The organism is Brevibacterium sp. LAARM2_SD2, assembly GCF_057364785.1.
Map to the genome: position 1 here is coordinate 1 of NZ_JBNFOM010000015.1, position 22,512 is coordinate 22,512.

Genomic DNA, 22,512 nt, shown 5'->3' on the forward strand with positions numbered 1-22,512 from the left:
GGTCGGCGGCATGGGCGGCGCGGGAGGCGCGCGCGCGTGAGGGAGCGGGAGCGTGGTGCTGTCTGGGGCGGTGTTGTCCGAGCTGGTGGTGTCCGGGGTTGTGCTGTCCGGGGCGACGCTGTCCCGGACGGGTGCGGCGGCTTCAGCGACCGCCTCGGCGAATTCGTCGGCCAAGGGGGCCAGGGCATCGACGAGGGTCTTGTCGCCGACCTCGACCCTTCCGAACGCGCGGACGTCGTCAAGGGTCGTCGCCAGCACCGCGGCGACGCCCTCGGGGGTGGGGTCGTCGTCGACGGCTGCGGCGAGGGAGTTGAGGATGCGGCCCCAGATGGCGCCGGAGGTGCCGCCGCCGACGTCGGCCCAGGCCTCACCGGCGACGCGGAGAACGGCGCCGGCCGACTGGTCGTGGGCCGCGGCCGCTTCGGCTTCGAGGGCCGCGGCCTTCGAGCCACGCTGCATGCCGATCCCGTGGTCGCCGTCGCCGGCGATGCTGTCGAGGTGTCCGAGGTCGTCCGCGGCGTCGTCGACGGTCACGGCGATGCGAGTGAGGACCGCTGCGATCTCCCGGCCGAGCGCCGCGACCGGGCGGTGGGGCGGGACTGCCGGCATCGCCGCCTGCCGCCGCTGCCGGCGCGGACGTGTCGGGCGCGGCGGTGTCTGGGGCCGCGGCGTCTCGATCTCCCGCGTCTGCCGTCGTCGCGTCGTCGTCCTCGACTCTCTCGTGGGTGAGGCCGAGGGCGCCGCGGGTGAAGGCCGCCGAGGAGCAGGGGGCGTCCCAGAGGGGCGCGAGTTCGTCGTCGAGCCACACGAGGGTGAGGGAGAGGCCGGCCATGTCGAAGCTCGTGCAGAACTCGCCGACCTCGGGGTCGACGATGACGAGTCCGGCCTCGCGCAGGAGCGGGTCGATGAGCCCGTAGAGGAGGTAGAGCTCCTCGTATTTCACGGTGCCCAAGCCGTTGAGGATGGGCACGACCCGTCCCGAGGTCACGGGCGCTCGGCGAGGAGTCGGGTGACGAGGAGATCGGCGAGCTCCGATGCGGTGGGGAGGGGGACGTCGTCGATGCCGGGTTCCCCGTGGATGCCGAGGCCGACTGCCATGCGGCCGTCCGGGACGGTGAAGAGGGGAGCGTCGGCGCCGGGCAGGGTGCAGCCGGAGAAGGCGACGCCGATCGAGCGGGTGCGGTCGTTCGCCGAGGCGGCCAGGCGTTCGACCTCGGAGAGGTCGAGTCCCGCCTCGGCGGCGGCTCCGGCGACTTTGAAGACGGCGAGGTCCCCGGCGATGCCGCGGCGGCGGTCGATCTCGTCGGCCGGGGCGCTGAAGATGTCGTCGGTGACGACGACGGTGCGGGTGTCGATGCCCTCGGCGCGCAGCTGCTCCTGGGCCTGGTCGAAGTTGAGGACGTCGCCGGCGTAGTTGCCGTAGCTGAAGAGGACGCCGCGGCCCTGGTCGCTCGCGCGGGCGACGGAGAGGATCTGCTTCGTCGACGGGGAGGCGAAGACGTTGCCCATCGCCGCGCCGTGGGCGAGGCCGTGGCCGACGAGACCGGAGAACGCGGGGAAGTGTCCGCTGCCGCCGCCGATGACGAGCGAGACGGTCGGCGCGGGAGCGCGGGTCGAGCGCACGACCCCGCCGGGCACCGCACGCACCCAGCGCGCGGCGGCGAGGCTGAGTCCGCGTGACATGTCGGCGACGAAGTCATTCGGGTCATTGAACAATCGGGCCACGAGCTCCCCTTCGAACCAGTTCCTATTTCAAAGATCCTATAGGATTATTTGCCGGACGCAAGACCCCGGGGGTTGCGCGGACGTCGACGCGTCAGGGCATCAGCGACAGTGCCACTGCGCAGATGCTGCGATCCTCCCCGTTCGCCAGATCCATCCCGAGTGCATCCTCGAGCTCTCTGCGGTGTGAGCGGGCTGTGTTCCGATGGACGCCGAGCCGAGCGGCCGCCCGAGCCACGGACGGCGAATCGACGAACGCCGCCAGAGCGTCGAGCAGAGCGGTTTCGTCTCTGCGCCCGCGAATCGGACCGAGCACTGCCTCGGCGATGGCCGTGGAATGGGCGGGCGGCACGAGGAGGCCGAGGTCGCTCAGTCGTGGCGGGCCGAGGAAGCGAACTCCGGCAGACCCTCGGTGTGAGGGCGGCGCAGGGGCGGCATGCTCAGGCGCATCGTCGTCAGGGCTCGCCGGATCGACGTGGAGGCCGACGAACAGTGACAGCGCCGAGGTGTGACGCACGGCTTCGCTGACGAGCACGCTGTCTCCGGCTTCCGCATTCACCGCCTCGACGAGTTCGTCGAGATGGGTGTCGGATGCCCCTGCCTCACGCCGTTGCGGGCGGCAGGCAGGCCCGCTGCGGCGTGATTTCAGAGCCGTTCCGAGGCGGATCGGTCGTCTTCGACGCCGACCATCGCACCGCGGAGAACGGGGCCAGCAGGAGCAGGACGGTGCGCTCGGTCTCCACCGGGAAGACGACGACGTGATCGTGGAGAATCCGCATCAGACGCCAGGTCAGGAGGTGACGGCGAATGGGACTCCGAGCGCGGACGCTGAGCATCCGCATGCCCGTCGTGCTGTCGACGCCGAGGTCCGCGAGCGCTGTCATGATCTCCGCGGATGCGTGGCTGCCCGTCTGTCGCAGGGCCGCAAGAAGAGCATCGGTCTTCTCGCTCCGCGGCAGACCGATGCTCAGACTGCGAGCGAGCACCATTCCCAGGATCGCGGCCGCGGGCGTGAGTGCGGTGCGCAGAGTGGCGGGAGTGAACACCGGAGCCGGAGACCCCGACTGCACTGTGCCCGGCCCCAGGCTGTCGAGGCAGTGCAGGTGCCACTGCTCGTCCTCGCCGATGTTGAGGGGCAGCGAGAGCAGGGGAGCGGAGTCGGACTTCCTCCCTGCGGCGCGGTCCGAGCCGGGCATGCGGTCGGTGGACACGAAGACGGCGTCCTCATCGTCGACCACGCGCAGAGCATGTCCGATGCGAGACGCTACGCGTTCGAGCAGCGGGGCGAATTCGAGACCGTCGGCCGCCAGCTTCGTGCACTCCTCGGCGATCGACCAGGCGTGGTGCGATGCCTGGTGCTCGTCCTCGGAGAGGGCGCGGAGGACGAGGTTCTGGAGGCGGAGAAACGGCACATCGGGCGGGACGAGCAGAATCGGCAGGCCGCGGGCGTCCGCGGCATCGATGAGTCCGTGTGGCACCTGCTGGTGCGGCTTCCCTTCTCCGAACGCGATCGCCGCCGTGCCGGCTGCGACCAGCCGTTCGACATAGCCGTCCCAGATGCGAGCATCGTCGAAGTTGAGCGCCATTCCGGTGGTGAGGACGAGCGTGCCCGGCGTGAGGTAAGCGGCGGGATCAATGGATTCCGTGGCCACAGCGGCGCCGATCGCCGTCTGGAGGCGCTCCTGTGAACTCGGGGTGGCGAGTTCGAGGCGGAGCATGGGGTCGGCGATGAGGTCGATGAGTCTCATGCTCTGAATCTACGAGGACTGTGCACAGTGCACAATAATCCGGAGCGAATTTGATCATCGGCGTGGTGCAGGTCACATTTGGATTCCATACGGTTGTGCCAGGAGGTCACCGATGACGAAGACAATCAATGCCGATCTCGGCGAAGGAATCGGTCTGCACGCATTCGGCAACGATCCTGAGCTGATGACGCTCATCGACGTCGCCAATGTGGCATGCGGGTTCCACGCTGCCGACCCGCACATCATCAACACGACAGTCGAACTCGCAGCGGAGAACCAGGTGAAGGTGGGAGCCCACCCGGGACTGCCCGATCTCGCCGGATTCGGGCGCAGACCGATGGTGCTCAGCGCCGACGAGGTCGAGGACATCGTCACCTACCAGGTCGGCGCGCTCTCGGCCTTCCTCGACCGACACGATCTTCGGCTCAATCACATCAAACCCCACGGGGCACTCTATGGCATGGTCGGCCGCGACCCCGAGCTCATGGCCGCGGTCGCCCGCGTCGCGCTCGTCCACGGCGTCCCGATCTTCGGATTGGCGAACACCGCGCACAAGACCGTCTGCGACGAGCTCGGCGTCCCTTTCGTCGCCGAGATCTACGTCGACCTCGGCTACGACGCCGAGGGCAGACTCGTCATCGAACGCGCTCCCCAGCCGGCGGTCCCTGCCGAGGCCGCTGCGCGGATCACCTCGGCGATGACAGACGGCACGATCCGCGCCAACGACGGAACGGAGCTCACCGTCGATTTCGACAGCGTCTGCGTGCACTCAGATCCTGCCAATGCCGCCGATGTCGTTCGGGCAGTCAGAGCTGCCATCGACGCCGCCGAGGAAGAGGATGTCGACAGCCGCTGACGGTCCTCGCAGATTCCCAGACCCCTCTCCAGACATTCCCCACCCAATCGGACGCTGACGTCCGGCCAGTGAAGAACAACGAAAGCAGGAACCGACATGGCTGAGATCATCTCCCCACTCCCCGGTGTCTTCTACCGGAAGCCCGCCCCCGGAAAGGACGACTTCGTCGAGATCGGCGACACCGTCGAAGCGGGACAGACGATCGGGATCGTCGAGATCATGAAGCAATTCACCGAGGTCAAAGCGGAGACCGCCGGTACCGTCGCCTCCTTCAATGTGGAGAACGAGGGCACGGTCAACCCGGGCGACGTCATCGCCGTCATCGACGAGGCCTGAGTCCGCCCGGGTTCCCATCCCGGCCGAGCCCGAGAATTCCCATCCACCCAGAGCTGGAGACCCTCTCATGGACCACCTATTCATCGCCAACCGCGGCGAAATCGCGGTGCGCATCATTCGCACCGCCCGACAACTCGGAATACGCACGACCCTCGCCGTCAGCGAGGCGGACACGGACTCCCTGGCCGCTCGGATGGCCGATGACACCGCACTCGTGGGTCCCGCACCGGCCACCGCTTCCTATCTCAACGGAGAAGCCGTGCTGAAAGCCGCCCGCGACTCCGGTGCCGACGCACTTCATCCCGGCTTCGGCTTCCTCTCCGAAAACGCCGACTTCGCCCAGATGGTCAGCGACGCCGGGATCATCTGGGTCGGACCCGATCCGGAGTCGATCCGCCTGATGGGCAACAAGGCCGCGCGCGCGCAGCGGCCGTCGACGCCGGTGTCCCCACCCTCGCCGGGTCCGATGGCGCGCTCGCCGCCGACGCCGACGTCACGGCGATCGCTGCGGAGATCGGGTATCCGCTCGTGGTCAAGGCATCGGCAGGCGGAGGCGGCCGCGGCATTCGGCGAGTCGAGTCGGCAGAGCAGCTGTCCGGAACGATCGACATCGCCCGGGCAGAGGCCGCCGCGGCATTCGGCGATGACGCTCTCTACATGGAGCGCTTCGTCGACCGCGCCCGACACGTCGAAGTCCAGGTCCTCGGTGACGGGGAGCGGTACATCCACTTGGGTGACCGTGACTGCTCGATGCAGCGACGCCAGCAGAAGGTCATCGAAGAGGCAGAGGCGCCGAGACTGCCCGACCACGTTCGTGACCTCATCCGCTCGTCGTCCGTCGAGTTGGCGCGGCGGTCGGGCTACAAGGGGGCGGGAACCGTCGAGTTCCTCTACGACCCGGCTCGCGAGACCGCGGCCTTCATCGAGATGAACACTCGTCTGCAGGTCGAGCACCCCGTCACCGAATTCGTCACGGGCATCGACATCGTCGCCGAACAGCTGCGGATCGCCGAGGGCCGCGGACTGTCGGTCACGCAGGACGAGGTCGCCTTCGACGGGCACGCGATCGAGGTGCGCATCAACGCGGAAGACCCCGCACACAACTTCATGCCGTCGCCGGGGACGATCACCGCACTGCGATGGCCGGACGGGGAGGGAGTGCGGATCGACTCCGGCTTCGTCGAAGGCGGAGTCGTCGCCCCCTTCTACGATTCGATGCTCGCCAAGCTCATCGTGCACGCGCCCGACCGCGACCAGGCCATTGCGAAGATGGAGCGCGCGCTCGACGACACGGAGATCGACGGGGTGAAGACCACGGTGCCCCTGCTGCGCGTGCTCGTCGCCCGCGAGGAATTCGCCGCCGTCGACCACTATTCGACCTTTGTGGAATCCGCCGACATCGTCCTGGAGACGCTATGACCACGACCATTGAACTCGGACCAGCCCGCTACACGTTCGGAGGCGACGAATTCCTCTTCGTCGAGGTGTCGGAGGAGATGAGCCTGCAGGCCAACTTCCGGGCGATGCTCATCGCCCGGGCCCTCGCCGAACGCATCGACGGAGGAGAGCTGCCCGGGATCGTCGAACTCTGCCCCGCCAACGCCTCACTCCTCATCCGGTTCGACCCCGACGTCATCGCCCCGGGCACGCTCGAGGCGGCCGTCAGAGAAGTCGAGGAGTCGGTCATCCATTCCGACACGACGACGCTGGAGACGCGCATCGTCGAAGTCCCCGTCTGGTACTCCGACCCCTTCACCGCCGAGGTGGTCGAGCGTTTCCGTGAGGGCTACCACCAGGACCCGTCCGGCACCGATCTGGACTATGCGGCCGCCGTCAACGGCTTCGCCGGCGCCGACGAGTTCATCCAGGCCCACCACTCCTCGCCGTGGCTGGTCACGATGGTCGGCTTCGTGGCAGGGCTGCCGTTCATGTATCAGCTGGTGGACCGCGACCATCAGCTCGAAGTCCCGAAGTACTTGGCCCCGCGCACCGACACTCCGAAACTGACGATCGGGCACGGCGGGTGCTTCTGTGCCCTCTACTCCGTGCGGGGCGCAGGCGGATACCAGATGTTCGGAGTGGCCGCGGCGCCGATCTTCGAACCCGAGCAGAAGGGCCCTGACTTCGCCGATTTCATGATCTTCTTCAAGCCCGGAGACATCGTGCGCTTCCGTCCCATCGACGAGGCCGAGTACAACGAGATCCAGAAGGAGGTCGACGCGAACACCTATGCCTTCAAGCAGGCTCCGGTCACCTTCGACCTGGAGCGGGCACTGGCAGAAGGACCGGCGTACAACGCAGAACTCCTGGAGGCACTGAAGTGAGCGCGACGACACCCTCAGACCGAGCGACCTTCGAGGTCCTCACCCCCGGCCTGTCGACGACAGTTCAGGATCGGGGCCGCTTCGGCTACTACAACGTCGGACTGCCGCAAGGGGGGTCCCTCGACAACTACTCATCGCAGGCGGCGAATATGCTCGTGGGCAACTCGCCGGACGAAGCGGTCCTCGAATGCACCTACATGGGTGCGAACCTGCGCTTCGACTCGGCCGCCACGATCGCGGTGACCGGAGGCGACATCGATGTGACGGTCAACGGCGAACCCGCACCGACATGGCAGACGGTGGAGGTTCCCGCCGGGGGCACCGTCGAATTCGGCATGCTGCGCTCCGGGGCTCGCTTCTACATCGCCGTCCACGGTGGTGTCGATGTGCCCGTCGTGCTCGGCTCACGGTCGACCTATCCGCTGGGGCAGATGGGCGGTTTCAACGGCCGCAGACTCGAAGCGGGAGATGTGCTGCCGATCGGGGACGGCAGCGGTGAGGCTCCGAGCAGGACCGTCGTCGATGAAGCGGCGCGACCGTCGTTCGCCAAACAGCAGGATGTGCGCATCCTCATGGGCCTCTACGATTTCCGACTGACGGAGACGGGCAAGCGCAACCTCGTCGAGGGCGAATGGGAGCTGACTCCCGTCGCTGACCGGGCCGGCCTGCGCTACAAGGGGCCCGGAGTGGAGTGGGTCGAGCGCGAGCAGCCCTTCGGCGCGGGTTCCGACCCGTCGAACATCGTCGATGCCGGCTACGCCGTGGGTTCGATCCAGATCCCCGGCGGCACGCAGCCGATCGTCCTTCACCGTGACGCCGTCTCAGGCGGCGGTTATGCGATGGTGGCCACGGTCATCAGCGCGGATATGGATCTCGTCGCCAGGGCCACTCCCGGCACGAAGACACGGTTCGTCGAGGTGACGATGGAGGAGGCGCTTGCCGCGCGCAGAGAGTACAAGGATGCCGTAGCTGCGCTGTGGGAATGAGGCGCTGTGGGAATGAGGCGCTGTGGAAATGACAGAGTCGACGCTTCTGCCACCAGGCTCAGGCGGAGCCCAATGCGCCTTGCATCCCGGGCATCGCACCCCGGCAGTCGGGTGAGAACGGCCCGCCCGCTCGTGTGACAATGGTGGGCGTGAGGAAGGACAGGCGCCGCCAGCGCGCCCTGCGGGGCACTGCCGCCGCGGTTGCCGCTACCTTCCTCGCGCTCACCTCCCACATCCTCGGCGGCGGGTCGATGCCGACCCTCATGGGCATCATCGCCCCGCTCGCGCTTTCGCTGCTCGTCTGCGTGCTCCTCGCCGGGCGGCGGATGACCCTGGCCCGACTCGTGCCCTCGGTCTTCGTCAGCCAGGGGCTCTTCCACGGCCTCTTCTCCGTCTTCACCCCGATGCACCCGATGGCGATGGGCGCCACCGCCGTCGAACGCCAGGCCATGGATCATGCGGGCATGGACGGCTCGGGGGCGATGGCGGGACAGATGGCCGCCTCGGCGGGGCAGATGAGCCAGATGCATTCGCACTTCTCCGTGCCGATGACGATCATGCACTGCGTGGCGGCGATCGCGACGATCGCCCTCATCTACTGGGCCGAGACCCTGCCGGTGCGGCTGCTCGCCTTCGTCCGCCTCGTCGTCCGTGCCCTCGTGCCGGCTCTCGGCACCGTTCGCGCGCTGCCCGAGCGCCCCCGTCTGGCCGTCCCGGTCAGCGATTTCGTGCCCCCGCCGCTGGGCGTCCTGCGCTCACCGGTTCTCAGGCGCGGACCCCCGCTTCCGGCTTTCTGATCACTGACCTCCACGGCTCGGCCGCCCGGCCCGATGCCGTGGCATCGCCGTGCCACGACTGACTCTGTGCCACGGTGCTGCCGCGCGTGCCCGGGACCGCCGCCGAGCCGGCGAAGCGCGCCCGAATGCGCCCTTCGCCGACCATTCCACACAGAAAGCTTGACCATGACAGGACTGTCATCACCCCTGCCCGAAAACTCGGGCACCGCCACCCAGCCGCCCACCCGGCGGCCCGTTCCCGACCGCCGGCAGCCGTGGTTCTCCTCGCTCCTGCGCCGCCTGCACTTCTACGCCGGCATCCTCGTCGGCCCGTTCATCCTCATCGCCGCCCTCAGCGGTGCCGTCTACGCGATCAGCCCGCAGATCGAGCGGGTCGTCTACGCCGACGAACTCACCGCCTCGACGGAGGGGCCGGCGCTGCCGCTGTCCGACCAGGTCGAATCCGCGAACGCCTACATCGGGGAGGGCCAGACGATCGCCACCGTGCGTCCCGCCCCGGAACCGGGCATGACGACCCGGGTCATGTACGAGGACCCGACGCTCGACTCGAGCGACTACCGGACGATCTTCGTCGACCCGACGACCGCCGAGGTGAAGGGCGACCTTCCCGTGTACGCGGCGTCGAGCACCCTGCCGGTGCGGACGTGGATCTCCCGCCTCCACACCGACCTCCACCTCGGCGACGTCGGGCGGTACTACAGCGAACTCGCCGCCTCGTGGATGGGGATCATCGCCGCCGCGGGCCTGTGCCTGTGGATCGTGCGGGCGCGGAAGGCGAAGAAGATCAGCTCGATGCTCAAGCCGTCCCGCAAGCACAAGGGGCTGCGCCGCACCCTGTCGTGGCACGCCTCGACGGGTGTGTGGATCGCGGTCGGGATGCTCTTCCTCTCCGCCACCGGGATCACGTGGTCCCAGCTCGGCGGCGGGAACGTCGGAGCGCTGCGCGAAGCACTCAACTGGACGACGCCGTCGGTGTCGACGGAGCTCAGTGAGGACACCGGTACCGAGGCAGATGCCGGTGGCGCTCATGCCGGCCATGGTGCGGCATCCGGGGGCAGCGAGGCGGCCCCGGCCGGCACCCCGAGCCCGGCGGACTTCGACATGATCTCTTCGATGGCCGAGAACGCCGGCTTCACGACGTCGTACATCGAGATCGTGCCGCCGGCCGATGCGGACACCGCGTGGCTCGTCGAGCGCTACCAGCACAACTACCCGGACAACACCGGCACGGTGTCCGTCGCCTACGACATGGCGACGATGGCCGAGACCGACCGCGTCGAGTTCTCCGACTACGGGGTGGCGGCGATGCTCACGAGCGTGGCCATCGACCTCCACATGGGGACGCTGTTCGGTCTGCCCAATCAGATCGTCCTCTTCGTCCTCGCCCTCGGCATCGCCTCGATGGTCGTGTGGGGATACACGATGTGGTGGCAGCGCCGACCCAAGCACGATACCTCGCGCCGCTTCGGGATCGCACCGGCCCGCGGAGCGCTCAAGCAGGCGCCGTGGTGGGGTGTGGCGCTCGTCGTCCTCGCCGCCGCCGGCATTGGACTCTTCCTGCCGCTGGTCGGCCTCAGCCTCGTCGCGTTCCTCGTCCTCGACGTCATCCTCGGGCTCCTCGCCCGACGGAAGGCCCGGGCACAGGCCGGCGCCGGGAAGGCGATGGCATCCGCGTCGCGGAGCTGAGTACGGCAGTCAACGACCGCCTCGGTGGGGGGAATCATCCCTCGCCGAGGCGGTCGGTGCTTTGCGGGGAAACCGAAGGGGTCTTGTGAGAAATCCGTGGTGAGAGGCGCACGCGCAGACGCATTTCCCTGGACAGGGCAGAATCTGTGGATATGCTGGGAGAGAACTCTGACGTGCGGCGCCCGTTTGGACGCCGCACGTCAGCCCAAAGCGGGGAAGGTGCGGGGATGCATCGGGTTCGCTCGTGGGGCTGCCGGAATTCTTCGGGGAACTACGCCCGTCGGAATGCCGAACAGTTCCATTGAACAATGAAAATGTTGCTGAGGCAACAAATGTTGAGAAGAGTTCATCTCCGCCATCATCCTCACCCCACAAGCGGGATTGCTGGTTATCCGCAAGTGGGATTGCCGATTCGTCATCACAGTGCCGTGCCCGAATGTCTGCAGGAGTTGTTATGTTCTCTTCCTCCCATGCCGCTCGAAAGTCGCAGCACCGCGCCTCGCAGCCGGTGTCCTCCACCTCCCTGCCGGCGGACGTCGTCCGCGCACGACACAGATCCTCGACCCGGAGCCGAGCTGCCGGGTCGGGGGTGGAGCATGACTGAGACGACCCCAGTGAGCACGATCCTCAAGAAGATCGCTCCGATCCAGATCGCCGCCTGGCGCCTCATGATGGAGAAGCATCAGGACTTCATCGTGCGATTCTCCGCCGGCTTCCGCGACCGCCATGACCTCACCGTCAATGAATTCGACGCGCTCATCAACACTCCGCCGGACGAGCAGATCCGCCAGCGCGATCTGCTCCAGCTCATGGTGCTCAGTCGCAGCGCCCTCAGCCGTCTGCTCCGCCGGCTCGAAGCCCGCGGTCTCGTCACACAGACCCCGGATCCCGAGGACCAGCGCGGGGTGCTCGTCGAACTCACCGAGAAGGGCTTCGCTCTCCGCGACGAGGCGGCGCAGACGAACGCTGAGATCATCCTCGACGGGTTCTCCGGGCTCACCGACGCCGAAGCCGATCAGCTCTTCGCGCTCGTCAGCAAACTCAAACCGCTCAAGCCGCTGGCGACTGCTCCGGAGTGAGCCAGCGCCTCGGCGCCGCACCCGCGCCAAGCTGAGGCGCCGCGAGAAACCGGCGCCTCAGGCGGCGGTCCCAGCTGTTCAGGCGGCGTCGAAGGGGCGGTTGCCGTCGCCCATGTCCGGGTCGGGCAGCTTCGACTCGGGGTCGACGAGTCCGACCGCGAGTCCGTCGAGGGTGAGCCGGCGCATCGCCTCGAGCACCATGCGACGGCCCACATCGGTGAACGCGTCGACCCGGCTGACGTCGACGACCACGGTGCCCGACGGCGGGGCGGTGCCGTCGAGTTCGTAAAGGATCGCCTCGGCGCCGCTGAAGTTCACGGTGCCCTGCAGGTCGACGGTTGTCGTGTCCCCCTCCGTGCGGATCTCGCGCAGCGCCCGCGATCCCGTCGTCTCGACCTCCATGAGGTGGAAGCCCATGTCCTTGGACATCCGGCTGAAGAGTTCGACGCCGCGCACACTGTTGCCGTGCTCGTCGAGCCGCGGGGAGAACGCCCCGAGTCCGACCTGGCCGGGCAGTGCGCCGAGAAGGCCGCCGGCGACCCCGCTCTTCGCGGGGATCCCGACATCGCTGAACCACGAGCCGGCCGCGTCGTACATGCCCGCCGCCGCCATCGCCGACAGCGTCTGCCGGGCCACGGGCTTCGCGATCACCCGTTCGCCGGTGACCGGTTGGACTCCGCCGGTGGCCAGGGTTGCGGCCATCGTCGCGATGTCGGAGACCGTGACGAGGATCGAGCACTGCGCCGTGTAGCCCTCGACCGCCTCGTGGGCGTCGTCCTCGATGATTCCGTAGTTGTGGAGCATGTGCGCGATCGACAGGTTCCGGTCGGCGGTCTCGAGTTCCGATTCGTAGATCGTCTCGTCGATGCGCAGCTGCCGGCCGGCCAGCGTCGAGAAGAACGCGAGCGCCCGTTCGACCCGCTGATCCCGGCTCGCTCCCTCGCCGACGAGGAGGCTGTGGGCGGTGATCGCGCCGGCGTTGATCATCGCGTTCTTCGGCCGGTAGGTGCCCGTCTCCAGCGAGAGCTCGTTGAACGCCTCACCCGAGGGTTCGATGTCGATGCGGCCGTCGACGAAGGTCGCGCCCCGGTCGGTCAGCGCCGCCGCGTAGGCGAAGGGCTTCGACATCGACTGGATGGTGAACTCGACGTCGCTGTCGCCGGCGGCGTACGTGCGCCCCTCGACCGTCGTCAGGGCGACGGCCAGACGGTCGGGATCGGCCGAGGCGAGTCCGGGGATGTAGTCCGCGACGGCGCCGCGGTCGTCGTCGCGCAGGTCGTCGAGGATCTCGTTGAGGTAGTCGGGAATGGGAGTGCGCATGGGTCTGCCTCTCTGCGATTTCGGCCCGGCGGGCCGCCTCTGGACGCAACCTTACATGTGTGGGATTGTTGAGATCGCAACGACTTCGACGCCCTTCCCGCGCCGAGGTGGGACCCGGTCCCGCACCATGTGACCCCTGGTGGCACTATAGAGGCAACCTCGGTCGGGTCGACGCTCGGCGGGGGAGGATCTGTCGGAGCAGGCAGGAGTGGAGGTGTCCATGAGCAACGTCGAGACCCGCCCGGACCAGGTGGTCTGCCGGTCAGGTGGCTTGCCGGGTCCGCAGTGCGATCAGCAGGGCCGGGCTCCTGTCGAGATCATCACCGCCCGTGACGTTCCGCTCGGCGGACCGCGGGCGATGACCGTCCGCCGCACGCTGCCGCAGCGGCAGCGCTCCCTCATCGGTCCGTGGTGCTTCGTCGACCACTACGGTCCCGAGGACGTCTCCCGCACCGGCGGGATGGACGTCGCCCCGCACCCGCACACCGGGCTGCAGACCGTGAGCTGGCTCTTCGAGGGCGCCATCCAGCACATCGACTCCGGCGGCAATGCCGGGCTCGTGCTGCCCGGCGAGGTCAACCTCATGACCGCCGGTCGCGGCATCTGCCACTCCGAGGTCTCGACGGAGGAGACGACGACCCTCCACGGCGTCCAGCTGTGGCTGGCACTGCCTGACTCCTCACGGCACCAGAAGGAGCGCGCATTCGAGCACTACGCCCCGGAGGTCAGAGCCTTCGACGGCGGGGAGCTCCTCGTCTTCCTCGGCGAACTGTGGGGCGAGTCGTCCCCGGTGACGACGCATTCGCCCCTCCTCGGCGCGGAGATCCGGCTGAACCCAGGGGCGAGCATCGATCTGCCGGTCAACCCCGAGTTCGAGCACGGCCTCCTCGTCGACGCCGGCGACGTCGCGCTCGAGAACGTCGCCCTTCCGGTCGCCGCGATCGGCTACACCGGGGTCGGGCTGAATGAGCTGCGCATCGCCAACCGCGGTGGGACACCGGCCCGCCTCGTCCTCCTCGGCGGAGAGCCGTTCACCGAGGAGATCGTCATGTGGTGGAACTTCGTGGGCCGCAGCCATGAGGAAATCGTCGAATACCGGCAGGAGTGGCAGGACCATTCGGACCGCTTCGGCGTCGTCGAGGGATACGTCGGTCGCGGCGGGCCCGGTCGCAATGCCGAGGGCCTCGGCAGGCTGCCTGCCCCCGACCTGCCCGAGACCCCGATCCCGGCCCGGAAGAACCCGCCGCCCCAGGTTCAGGGTGGGGAGGACGAGACGTACGAGGAGACGCAGTTCTGAGCGGCTGAGCGCCCACACCATCCCGATCCCCTGACCACAGACCAGCCGACCACCCACCCCGCACCACCGACACAAGGAGAAGAACGATGAACGATGCACTCAAGGACTCCACCGGAGAAGACGTCACCGTCGAACTCGACGAGGCGGGTCTCGCCTACGACATCAAGGTCGCTGACGGGGAGGTCGCCGGTCGGGCGCACTACCTCGTGGGAGCGAAGGACCCCAACGAGCGGATCTTCTATCACACGACCGTCGACTCGAAGTTCGGCGGCCGCGGACTCTCGAAGATCCTCGTCAACGAGGCGCTCAAGGACGCCCGGGAGAAGGGCGAGACCGTCGTCGCGATCTGCCCGCTCTTCGTCAAGAAGCTGCAGGAGTCCGGCGATGAGTACATCGCCGAGGGCGGCAAGATCCGCAACCCCACGGGCGCGGATTTCGATCAGGTCAAGCAAGAGGCCTGAGCGCAGCGGAATGCACGCGAACAGACCCTTCATCGACAAGGCCAATCCCGAGATCTACAAGGCTGCCGTCGCCGCTGCGCAGGCGACCCGGAAGGCGGCGGTGGCCGCGGGCCTCGACGTCGCGCTCATCGAGCTCGTCAACTCCCGTGTGTCGCAGATGAACAGGTGCCACACGTGCCTGAGCATCCACGTGCCCGCTGCGCGGAAGGCCGGGGTCGACCAGCTCAAACTCGACATCCTCTCCGCGTGGCGGCATGCGGAGATCTTCAGTGATGTCGAGCGGTCGGCCCTCCTCCTCGCGGAGTCGCTGACGGACCTCAGCGTCCCGGTCGACCACGAAGCGGTCGCCGCCGAGGTGGGGCAGCATCTGAGCACGGAGCAGATCTCAGCGATCGAATGGGTCGTCACGCTCATCAACGCGTTCAACCGCATCTCGATCGCGAGCAACCATCCCACCGTCGGGGGCAAGCAGCTCGCGGCGATGCTCGCCGCCGGGGGCGGGGCGCCGCCGAGCTCCGGCGGGACGAAGGCCGCGGACGACTGACCCGCGCAAGACTGACCTGAGCACGCCTGACGCGCTCAGCCTTTGAGACCGTCGGGGCACCGACGGTCGCCTCCGGGCACACTGATGGTCGCACCTCGGCGCATTGCCGGCCGAGGGGCGACCGATCTGTGCCGACCTGAGGAAAGTCACGAGAGAATGCCAGCCGAACCGACACCGCCGTCGACCACCGAGCCCGCGACCGCCTCGGCGCCGGTGAACCTGACCGCACGCCTGCGGCTCATCGGACCGGGGATCGTGCTCGCGCTCGCGAGCGTCGGGGCCTCGGACATGATCACGACGATGAACTCCGGGGCCGAGTACGGTCTGGCCCTCATCTGGGTCTTCACGGTCGGGATCGCCCTGAAGTTCGTCCTCTCCGAGGCGGTGTCGCGGCTGCAGATGAGCGGTGACCGGTCGCTGCTCTCCCACCTCACTCGGTTCGGGGGACGACTGTTCCCCGCGCTCTTCCTCATCGCCGAACTCCTCGTCGGACTCTTCTTCGGCGCCGGCGTCGTCGCCGTGAGCGCGAACATCCTCCAGGCGATCTTCCCCGTCCTGCCGTTCTGGCCGACGGCGATCGTCGTCCTCCTCTCCGCGGCGATCCTTGTGGGGATCGGCCGCTACGGCATCGTCGAGAAGGCGATGATGGGCTTCGGGATCATCATGTTCTTCGGGATCATCGCCCTCGCATTCTCCGTCTTCCAAGGTCAGGGTGCCCAGGAGATCGCTGCGGAGACGATCGTGCCGGTCTTCCCGCAGGCCTCGATCATCACGGTGATGTCGCTCATCGGCGGGGTCGGCGGGGCGACGGGGATCCTCGCGTACTCGTTCTGGATCCGGGAGAAGTCGTGGCGCAGTGCCGACTGGAAGCCCGTCGTCCGCCTCGACCTGCTCATCAGCTACGGTCTCGTGTTCGTCTTCGCCGTCGCGATGAGCGCAGTGGGCGCGTTCATCCTCTACGGTCAGGGCTTCACGATCGCCGACAACGACGCCCTCTTCGCGATCGCCGACAGTCTCATCGCCTCGATCGGGGATGTCGGGCGGCTGATCTTCCTGCTCAGCTTCCTCGCCGTCGTCTACACGAGCGTGCTCGGCGGGTTCTCCGGCATCGCCTATGTCACCGCCGACTGCATCCGCGTGCTCCGCCGCTACCCGCACCAGGACGAGGCGCGGTTCGAGATGGCGGCGACGTCGATCGAGTTCCGCGTCGTCCTCGTCTACCTCAGCGTCGCGACGCTCATCATCATGGGCCTCGGCAGGCCCGTCACCCTCGTCCTCGTCTACGCTGCGATCAGCGCGTTCATCCTCCCCGTGCTCGCGCTCGCCCTCCTCGTCATCCTCAACCGCTCGTCGGTGCCGGTCTCCCTGCGCAACAGCTGGTGGTCGAACGTGCTGCTGGCCGTGTGCCTCGGCCTCTTCGGGTTCCTCGCCGTCCTCCAGGTCATCGAGTCCGTGTCGGGGTTCGTGGGGTAGGGCGGTGGGCGGTGCGTGGTCGGTGCGAAGGCTGACCGCGCCGAGGTGGGGCGCCGTCCCGTCATCCGCCGAGGTGGTGCGCGCTGAGGCCGGAACGACGAGAATCGTCTTATGGCTGTCAGCGCTGAAGAGCAGATGATGATCGACACGGTTGCGAAGTTCATCGACGACGACGTCAGACCGCACGTCAATCGGGTCGAGCACGCCGATGAGTATCCCGAGGCGTGGATCCAGACGATGAAGGACATGGGCATCTTCGGGCTCGCGATCGCTGAGCGTGGGGTGCGGGGAAGGTCTCGACGGAGGCGTACGCGCTCATCACTCAGGAGCTCGCGCGCGGGTGGATGTCGCTGGCTGGGGCGATGGGTGGCCACACCGTCGTCGCGAAGCTCATCGCTGACTTCGGCACCGACGCGCAGAAGGAGACTTACCTGCCGCGGATGGCGACGGGGGAGCTGCGCGCGACGATGGCGCTGACCGAACCCGGCGGCGGCTCCGATCTCCAGGCGATCCGGACGACGGCGGTGCGCGAAGGCGACGACTACGTCATTTCGGGTTCGAAGACGTGGATCACCAACGCCCGCCGTTCCGACCTCATCGCGCTCCTGTGCAAGACCGATTCCCACGCCGAGCCACGGCATGCTGGAATCTCGATCATCCTCGTCGAGAAGGGCGAGGGCTTCACGATCTCGAGGGATCTGTCGAAGCTCGGATACAAGGGCGTTGAGACGTGCGAGCTCCTCTTCGACGGTCTGCGTCAGCCGCGCACGCAGCTGCTCGGCGACACCGAGTGCCGCGGCTTCAAGCAGATGATGAAGGGGCTTGAGATCGGCCGCATCCAGGTGGCGTCGCGTTCGCTCGGGGTCGCGCAGGCCGCGCTCGATGACGCCGTGAAGTACGCGCAGGAGCGGGAGTCGATGGGCAAGCCGATCTGGCGGCATCAGGCGGTGGGCAATCGGCTCGCGGAGATGGCGACGAAGCTCGAGGCCGCTCGTCAGCTCGTCCTTCACGCCGCACGGACCTTCGACTCCGGGGTGCGAGTCGACATGGAGGCGGGAATGGCGAAGCACTTCGCCTCGGAGATGGCCGCCGAGGTGGCCCTCGACGCGATCCGCGTCCACGGCGGGTACGGGTATTCGACCGAGTTCGACGTCGAACGCTACTACCGGGACGCGCCGCTGATGATCGTCGGGGAGGGGACGAATGAGATCCAGTTGGGTGTCATCGCCAAGCAGCTCATCGAAAGGAACCGGGTGTGACGGTGGATCTCCAGGAGTGGGTCGGACGGACGAAGATCGAGGAGGATGTCGCCTCGGGGGAGCGGGCTCGGAGGCTGGCCGTGCTGCTCGGGGACGAGGCAGCGGCCGAGCCGGCGGTGCTGTTCCCGCTCGGGCACTGGCTCCAGTTCCCCGAGGACGATGTGCCGATGAGTGAGCTCGGCGATGACGGCCATGCGCTGCTCGGCGGGTTCATGCCGCCGGTGGGACTGACGCGGCGGATGTGGGCAGGCAGCGCGCTCGAGTTCCACAGCCCGATCCGCCCCGGGCAGGCGCTGGCGCGGACGTCGACGATCGAATCGGTGACGGAGAAGGCCGGGCGCAGAGGGCCGCTGTGCTTCGTCGTGGTCCGGCACGAAATCAGCGCAGACGGCACGCTGGCGACCATCGACCGACACACGATCGTCTACCGGGAGGGAACCGCACCTCGGGGAGGAACGCCAGACGGGGGACGCAGCCAGGCGGAATCGGCGGCTGCGGCGCCGCGGTCGCACACCTCGGCGCCGGAGGGATGGGACTGGGTTCGGACGGTGCGACCCGATGAGGTCATGCTCTTCCGGTACTCGGCCCTGACGTTCAACTCGCACCGCATCCACTACGACCACCCCTATGTCACCGGGGTGGAGGGCTACCCCGGACTCATCGTCCACGGCCCGCTCACGGCGACGTTCCTCCTCGACGCGTTTCTGCGGAACCACCCCAACACTGAGGTGACGGGGTATGCGTTCACCGCGAAGTCGCCGGTGTTCGTCAACGAGCAGATCCACCTCGTCGGACGGAAAGCGGAGGAGGGGCGGTACGAGCTCGAAGCTGTCGGCCCGGGCGGAGTGACGGTGATGACTGCAGGGGTGACAGCGGGGGAACGACGGTGATGGATCAGTCCGCCGCTTCGATGAGTTCGACGATCTCCGTGTAGCCGCGATCAGCGGCGAGGTCGCGCGGAGACGTGTCGTCACCGTCGGGGATCGTGACGTCGGCGCCGCCTTCGATGAGCAATCGCACGATTTCGATCTGGTTCGTGGTGCCGTCGCCATGACGATTGCCTCGTTCAGACTCAGCCGACGAAGTACTTGTGTCAATGAACGGCTAGAGGCGGGCTCTTTGAAACGTTCAGCCCCGCGATGATCCAGAGCGGAATCGAGTACACCTTCAGGCCCTGAGAGACCCAACATCAGTATGCTGAGCATGTCGTAACCCAAATCTCTAGGAGCACTGGCAATGAAGAAGGAAATATTCGTCGTTGGCGCGGTAGTAGTCGATGACGGCAAGGTCCTCTCTGCGCAACGTAGCCCCGCAATGTCTCTCTCCGGCATGTGGGAGTTTCCTGGTGGGAAGATTGAAGCCGGGGAGACGCCGCCAGCAGCACTGGTACGTGAAATGCGCGAAGAGCTCCTCTGCACCGTCGAGGTAGGTGCTCAAGTGGCCTCTACAAGGCACGAGTACGACTTTGGGTTTGTCACTCTGACTACGTACTACTCGAAGTTGATCGAAGGAACGCCTCAGCTGACTGAGCACTCGGAGATTCGCTGGATCCCCGTTAGCGACCTGGACTCCGTGACTTGGGCACCGGCAGACGTCCCTGCAGTTCATCAAATCAAGAGTGACTTCGAAGTATTGGATCCCCAGCGGTGACGCCCGCCTTGCCTGACCATGTTCGGCGCGACACAACCTTCGGCTTTCTCGACAAATCCGCCGAATCCGACCGCCTGTTTAATCCAGTGCTCGTATCAAACACTGATACGAATACGATGTATAAGGCGATCTTAGATGAGCTTCGCCGATCGACGAGCTTCATATTTTCGGTTGCATTCGTCAGCGCAGACGCCATTGCATCCCTGAAGCAAGCACTGATTGACTTCGATGGTCAAGGCAAAATCATCACCTCTACCTACCTAGGCTTCAACTCCCCAGAAACATTCCGGGAGCTCGAAAATCTCACCGATCTTGGTGTCGAAACCCACGTATTCGATAACGACAACCAAGGGTTTCATCCAAAAGGATTCATCTTCAATCAAGAATTCGGCACGACAGCGATAATCGGCAGTTCAAACTTAACGTCGCGTGCCCTCAAATCCAATCATGAATGGAATCTAAGGTTCTCGGCTCTCCCCGACGGAGATATTGTCGATCAGCTACATGGGGCAATTGGTTCTCAGCTACGTGCATCTGTCCCGCTGACCCGTGAGTGGATACAAGCTTATGAAGATCAGTACGTGGCGCCTGAAGATCGTAAGACGATCCACGTTTCAACCGGGTCCCCGGCAGACGCCAACGAGATAATACGACCGAATGCGATGCAAGAAGAAGCCCTGGAGGAGATCGCGAAAGTTCGTGCTGCGGGCGAGAAAAAGGCGCTCGTCGTGTCGGCCACGGGTACCGGAAAAACGATCCTTGCCGCGCTCGACGTTAAAGCAGTGAACCCAGAAAGGACACTCTTTGTCGTTCATCGAGAACAAATTCTTGATCGTGCGATAGAAGAGTTCACGAAAGTCCTTGATCTTAGCCCGAACGACATCGGAAAGTACGTCGGTTCGTATAAGGAAATAGACCGGAAGTTCGTGTTCGCCACTGTCCAGTCGCTTGGATCCATGGCGAAATTACAAAATTTGGACCGGAATCATTTTGACTACATACTGATCGACGAGGTGCATCGCGCTGGCGCGCAGATGCATCGGAACATCATGGAATATTTTCAGCCCAATTTTATGCTGGGAATAACAGCCACTCCAGAACGAACCGATGATTTCAATGTATACAGTCTCTTCGATTTCAATGTGCCATACGAAATACGCTTACAGAAGGCACTCGACGAGAATATGCTTGCCCCATTTCATTATTATGGGATCACGGACTTCGAACTGAACGGGCAGATGATATCCGACGCATCAGTTCTCAGAGATCTCGTATCTGAGGAGCGCGTCACTCATCTAGTAGACGCAATTGAAATCTACGGACATGCGGGGGTCGCCGTTAAGGGTCTGATTTTCTGCAGTCGAAAAGAAGAGGCTACAGAACTATCTCGCCTCCTCAACGAGCGTGAGATCCATGGAAAGCTACTCAGGACACGAGCGTTGACTGGGGATGACCCGGTCGCCTTGCGCGAGTCGGTCGTAGATCAACTTGAGGCGGGCCATCTTGATTACATCCTCACTGTTGATGTGTTCAATGAAGGCATCGACATTCGGTCTGTTAACCAGGTGATTATGCTTCGGCAAACGAAGTCTAGCATTGTATTTACCCAGCAACTGGGACGAGGATTAAGGAAGTCTGACGGGAAGAGTCACCTCATAGTAATCGACTTCATTGGCAATTATGCTAACAATTACATGGTGCCGATTGCGCTTTTTGGAGATAGCAGCCTCAACAAGGAATCGCTTCGTAAGAACATGATTGACGCACAAGAGGCCGGCGTAGTTGCGGGGCTCTCGAGTGTCAATTTTGACCCAATTGCGAAAGAGCGAATTTTTGAGTCAATCGCTAGTACAAAGCTCGATAGCATGAAGAATCTGAAGGCTACTTTCCGGGACATACAGTCGCGGCTCGGCACGACCCCCAGATTGATTGATTTCGCCCGATTTGATGTTGTGGATCCTGTTGTGCTCGCTGGCGCCAGGGGAAATTATTGGAGCCTCCTCCAGGCGTTCAAGGCCGTCGGTGTTGGGCCATCTGAAATTCAATCGAAAGCTTTAACGTTCATAAGCGCTGAGTTTCTCAACGGTAAGCGGCCTCACGAACTTCTGATCCTTGAAAGTCTTATTCGTGACCGGAGTCCGATAAGTGCCGGTGCGTGCGTTGAGCTTTTGAAACGAGCGGGCGTAGACGCCGAAACGCTGACTTTGACGTCACTCGAACGAATATTCAATATGGATTTCTTCACCACGCCTGAGCGTGCGAAGTATGGACCGCCCATCGTTGATTGGGTAGATTCAGAGATCTCTTTGGCTCCCTGGTTCAGTGAGTTGCTCGACAGTTCGCACGAATTTAGTGCACAGGTTGATGATTTAGTCGAGACGGGGTTGTTTTTAGCTCGACATCGTTATTATTGGAACGGGTATTTAGAGCTCGGAAAAATGTACTCGCGTAAAGATGTATGCCGCCTTCTCAAGTGGAAGAATAACGAGCAGGGAACAATTTTCGGGTACAAGCTTGACGCCTATACAAATACTTGCCCAATTTTTGTGACTTATCACAAGAATGACGATATTTCGGCAAGCACCTCATACGGCGATACGTTCATTAACGAGAGTACGCTGCATTGGTTTAGTAAAAGTCGCAAAACTCTTCAGAGCCCCGATGTTGCAAGTATTTTATCGAATAAGTTTGAGTTGCATCTATTCGCTAAAAAGGATGACGCTGAGGGTACGGATTTTTACTATTTGGGCCGCGCAAAGTCTTCTAATCCTGAGCAGGCCACCATGCCTGGAGAGGAACCTGGCTCTGCACTCAACGTCGTCACTATGAATTTGGACATGGAGTCTCCAGTGGAGTCGGCTTTGTATGACTACTTGACACAGGGCGGTTCGATTCGTGTCGGGGATCATTCCGATTCTCGAGATCAATCCGAAGCGCAAAGCTCAGTATTGCCCGAGCGACTTTTCTGATTGCC

Annotated in this window: 22 protein-coding genes and 3 pseudogenes; 18 read left to right on the forward strand and 7 right to left on the reverse strand. The window is 65.0% G+C overall.

Annotated features, from left to right (window positions below):
- The 5 genes and pseudogenes from AC2W7K_RS10680 to AC2W7K_RS10700 form a co-directional block, all read right to left on the reverse strand.
- Nucleotides 1-609 (reverse strand): DAK2 domain-containing protein (locus AC2W7K_RS10680; protein WP_486006132.1); only part of this gene is annotated, 609 nt, incomplete at its 3' end.
- A 205-nt stretch (nucleotides 610-814) separates the two neighbouring features.
- Nucleotides 815-988: pseudogene (locus tag AC2W7K_RS10685) on the reverse strand (dihydroxyacetone kinase subunit DhaK); the annotation flags it as partial.
- Nucleotides 985-1,725, reverse strand: coding sequence for a dihydroxyacetone kinase subunit DhaK (locus tag AC2W7K_RS10690; RefSeq protein WP_486006133.1), 741 nt, complete (start codon nucleotides 1,723-1,725; stop codon nucleotides 985-987). The gene AC2W7K_RS10690 and the pseudogene AC2W7K_RS10685, both read right to left, overlap by 4 nt.
- 91 nt (nucleotides 1,726-1,816) lie before the next feature.
- The gene (locus AC2W7K_RS10695; RefSeq protein WP_486006134.1) at nucleotides 1,817-2,281 is read right to left on the reverse strand and encodes a helix-turn-helix domain-containing protein; all 465 of its coding nucleotides are present in this window, start codon (nucleotides 2,279-2,281) and stop codon (nucleotides 1,817-1,819) included.
- 43 nt (nucleotides 2,282-2,324) lie between these two features.
- Nucleotides 2,325-3,470: a PucR family transcriptional regulator ligand-binding domain-containing protein gene (locus AC2W7K_RS10700; protein ID WP_486006135.1), complete on the reverse strand. Its 1,146-nt coding sequence runs from the start codon at nucleotides 3,468-3,470 to the stop codon at nucleotides 2,325-2,327.
- Nucleotides 3,471-3,582: 112 nt separating this feature from the next.
- Between AC2W7K_RS10700 and pxpA the strand changes: the two genes are divergently transcribed.
- The 9 genes and pseudogenes from pxpA (at nucleotide 3,583) to AC2W7K_RS10745 (ending at nucleotide 11,534) form a co-directional block, all read left to right on the forward strand.
- Nucleotides 3,583-4,326, forward strand: coding sequence for a 5-oxoprolinase subunit PxpA (gene pxpA / locus AC2W7K_RS10705; RefSeq protein ID WP_486006136.1), 744 nt, complete (start codon nucleotides 3,583-3,585; stop codon nucleotides 4,324-4,326).
- Between the two features lie 96 nt (nucleotides 4,327-4,422).
- Entirely contained in the window at nucleotides 4,423-4,662 is a 240-nt protein-coding gene (locus AC2W7K_RS10710; RefSeq protein WP_198500267.1) for an acetyl-CoA carboxylase, read from the forward strand.
- 67 nt (nucleotides 4,663-4,729) lie between these two features.
- Nucleotides 4,730-4,996 (forward strand): annotated as a pseudogene (locus tag AC2W7K_RS10715) (biotin carboxylase N-terminal domain-containing protein); the annotation flags it as partial.
- A 32-nt stretch (nucleotides 4,997-5,028) separates the two neighbouring features.
- On the forward strand, nucleotides 5,029-6,081 hold the full coding sequence (locus AC2W7K_RS10720; protein ID WP_486006184.1) for an ATP-binding protein: 1,053 nt from the start codon (nucleotides 5,029-5,031) through the stop codon (nucleotides 6,079-6,081).
- Entirely contained in the window at nucleotides 6,078-6,986 is a 909-nt protein-coding gene (locus AC2W7K_RS10725; RefSeq protein ID WP_486006137.1) for a 5-oxoprolinase subunit B family protein, read from the forward strand. The genes AC2W7K_RS10720 and AC2W7K_RS10725 overlap by 4 nt, the downstream gene beginning before the upstream one ends.
- Nucleotides 6,983-7,972 (forward strand): 5-oxoprolinase subunit C family protein, encoded by a 990-nt coding sequence (locus tag AC2W7K_RS10730; protein ID WP_486006138.1) that lies wholly within the window; start codon nucleotides 6,983-6,985, stop codon nucleotides 7,970-7,972. Before AC2W7K_RS10725 ends, AC2W7K_RS10730 begins: the two co-directional genes overlap by 4 nt.
- A gap of 140 nt (nucleotides 7,973-8,112) precedes the next feature.
- Entirely contained in the window at nucleotides 8,113-8,769 is a 657-nt protein-coding gene (locus tag AC2W7K_RS10735) for a hypothetical protein (protein WP_486006139.1), read from the forward strand.
- A gap of 165 nt (nucleotides 8,770-8,934) precedes the next feature.
- Nucleotides 8,935-10,455, forward strand: a complete 1,521-nt coding sequence (locus tag AC2W7K_RS10740) for a PepSY-associated TM helix domain-containing protein (protein WP_486006140.1) — start codon at nucleotides 8,935-8,937, stop codon at nucleotides 10,453-10,455.
- A gap of 596 nt (nucleotides 10,456-11,051) precedes the next feature.
- On the forward strand, nucleotides 11,052-11,534 hold the full coding sequence (locus AC2W7K_RS10745; protein WP_486006141.1) for a MarR family winged helix-turn-helix transcriptional regulator: 483 nt from the start codon (nucleotides 11,052-11,054) through the stop codon (nucleotides 11,532-11,534).
- A gap of 78 nt (nucleotides 11,535-11,612) precedes the next feature.
- Here the strand turns inward: AC2W7K_RS10745 and AC2W7K_RS10750 are convergent, their stop codons facing one another.
- On the reverse strand, nucleotides 11,613-12,854 hold the full coding sequence (locus tag AC2W7K_RS10750) for a glutaminase (RefSeq protein ID WP_486006142.1): 1,242 nt from the start codon (nucleotides 12,852-12,854) through the stop codon (nucleotides 11,613-11,615).
- 220 nt (nucleotides 12,855-13,074) lie between these two features.
- Here AC2W7K_RS10750 and AC2W7K_RS10755 point away from each other — a divergent pair, with 220 nt between their 5' ends.
- The 7 genes and pseudogenes from AC2W7K_RS10755 to AC2W7K_RS10785 all read left to right on the forward strand — a co-directional run bounded on the left by AC2W7K_RS10755 (nucleotide 13,075) and on the right by AC2W7K_RS10785 (nucleotide 18,778).
- Nucleotides 13,075-14,151, forward strand: a complete 1,077-nt coding sequence (locus tag AC2W7K_RS10755; protein WP_486006143.1) for a pirin family protein — start codon at nucleotides 13,075-13,077, stop codon at nucleotides 14,149-14,151.
- Between the two features lie 86 nt (nucleotides 14,152-14,237).
- The gene (locus AC2W7K_RS10760) at nucleotides 14,238-14,612 is read left to right on the forward strand and encodes a GNAT family N-acetyltransferase (RefSeq protein ID WP_211978366.1); all 375 of its coding nucleotides are present in this window, start codon (nucleotides 14,238-14,240) and stop codon (nucleotides 14,610-14,612) included.
- Between the two features lie 10 nt (nucleotides 14,613-14,622).
- A complete protein-coding gene (locus AC2W7K_RS10765; protein ID WP_198500276.1) occupies nucleotides 14,623-15,156 on the forward strand; it encodes a carboxymuconolactone decarboxylase family protein in 534 nt (177 codons plus the stop codon).
- A gap of 156 nt (nucleotides 15,157-15,312) precedes the next feature.
- Nucleotides 15,313-16,629 (forward strand): Nramp family divalent metal transporter, encoded by a 1,317-nt coding sequence (locus AC2W7K_RS10770; protein WP_486006144.1) that lies wholly within the window; start codon nucleotides 15,313-15,315, stop codon nucleotides 16,627-16,629.
- A gap of 138 nt (nucleotides 16,630-16,767) precedes the next feature.
- A pseudogene (locus tag AC2W7K_RS10775) lies at nucleotides 16,768-16,845 on the forward strand (hypothetical protein); the annotation flags it as partial.
- A gap of 101 nt (nucleotides 16,846-16,946) precedes the next feature.
- On the forward strand, nucleotides 16,947-17,888 hold the full coding sequence (locus AC2W7K_RS10780) for an acyl-CoA dehydrogenase family protein (RefSeq protein WP_486006185.1): 942 nt from the start codon (nucleotides 16,947-16,949) through the stop codon (nucleotides 17,886-17,888).
- Nucleotides 17,885-18,778 carry an HTD2 family dehydratase gene (locus tag AC2W7K_RS10785; protein ID WP_486006145.1) on the forward strand — a complete coding sequence of 298 codons (894 nt, stop codon included), beginning with the start codon at nucleotides 17,885-17,887 and terminating at the stop codon, nucleotides 18,776-18,778. Before AC2W7K_RS10780 ends, AC2W7K_RS10785 begins: the two co-directional genes overlap by 4 nt.
- A gap of 4 nt (nucleotides 18,779-18,782) precedes the next feature.
- Here the strand turns inward: AC2W7K_RS10785 and AC2W7K_RS10790 are convergent, their stop codons facing one another.
- Entirely contained in the window at nucleotides 18,783-18,986 is a 204-nt protein-coding gene (locus tag AC2W7K_RS10790) for a hypothetical protein (RefSeq protein WP_486006186.1), read from the reverse strand.
- Between the two features lie 138 nt (nucleotides 18,987-19,124).
- On the opposite strand from AC2W7K_RS10790, the gene AC2W7K_RS10795 reads away from it, so the two are divergent.
- Together AC2W7K_RS10795 and AC2W7K_RS10800 are read left to right on the forward strand one after the other, a co-directional pair.
- On the forward strand, nucleotides 19,125-19,538 hold the full coding sequence (locus tag AC2W7K_RS10795; RefSeq protein WP_486006146.1) for a (deoxy)nucleoside triphosphate pyrophosphohydrolase: 414 nt from the start codon (nucleotides 19,125-19,127) through the stop codon (nucleotides 19,536-19,538).
- Entirely contained in the window at nucleotides 19,535-22,507 is a 2,973-nt protein-coding gene (locus tag AC2W7K_RS10800; protein ID WP_486006147.1) for a DUF3427 domain-containing protein, read from the forward strand. The genes AC2W7K_RS10795 and AC2W7K_RS10800 overlap by 4 nt, the downstream gene beginning before the upstream one ends.
- The last annotated feature ends 5 nt before the right edge of the window (nucleotides 22,508-22,512 follow it).

Coding starts and splice junctions, on each gene's coding strand:
- AC2W7K_RS10710 (WP_198500267.1), top strand. CDS start 4,423: ATGGCTGAGATCATCTCCCCACTCCCCGGTGTCTTCTACCGGAAGCCC.
- AC2W7K_RS10700 (WP_486006135.1), bottom strand. CDS start 3,470: ATGAGACTCATCGACCTCATCGCCGACCCCATGCTCCGCCTCGAACTC.
- AC2W7K_RS10725 (WP_486006137.1), top strand. CDS start 6,078: ATGACCACGACCATTGAACTCGGACCAGCCCGCTACACGTTCGGAGGC.
- AC2W7K_RS10750 (WP_486006142.1), bottom strand. CDS start 12,854: ATGCGCACTCCCATTCCCGACTACCTCAACGAGATCCTCGACGACCTG.
- AC2W7K_RS10795 (WP_486006146.1), top strand. CDS start 19,125: ATGAAGAAGGAAATATTCGTCGTTGGCGCGGTAGTAGTCGATGACGGC.
- AC2W7K_RS10745 (WP_486006141.1), top strand. CDS start 11,052: ATGACTGAGACGACCCCAGTGAGCACGATCCTCAAGAAGATCGCTCCG.
- AC2W7K_RS10740 (WP_486006140.1), top strand. CDS start 8,935: ATGACAGGACTGTCATCACCCCTGCCCGAAAACTCGGGCACCGCCACC.
- AC2W7K_RS10760 (WP_211978366.1), top strand. CDS start 14,238: ATGAACGATGCACTCAAGGACTCCACCGGAGAAGACGTCACCGTCGAA.
- AC2W7K_RS10765 (WP_198500276.1), top strand. CDS start 14,623: ATGCACGCGAACAGACCCTTCATCGACAAGGCCAATCCCGAGATCTAC.
- pxpA (WP_486006136.1), top strand. CDS start 3,583: ATGACGAAGACAATCAATGCCGATCTCGGCGAAGGAATCGGTCTGCAC.
- AC2W7K_RS10755 (WP_486006143.1), top strand. CDS start 13,075: ATGAGCAACGTCGAGACCCGCCCGGACCAGGTGGTCTGCCGGTCAGGT.
- AC2W7K_RS10735 (WP_486006139.1), top strand. CDS start 8,113: ATGGTGGGCGTGAGGAAGGACAGGCGCCGCCAGCGCGCCCTGCGGGGC.
- AC2W7K_RS10770 (WP_486006144.1), top strand. CDS start 15,313: ATGCCAGCCGAACCGACACCGCCGTCGACCACCGAGCCCGCGACCGCC.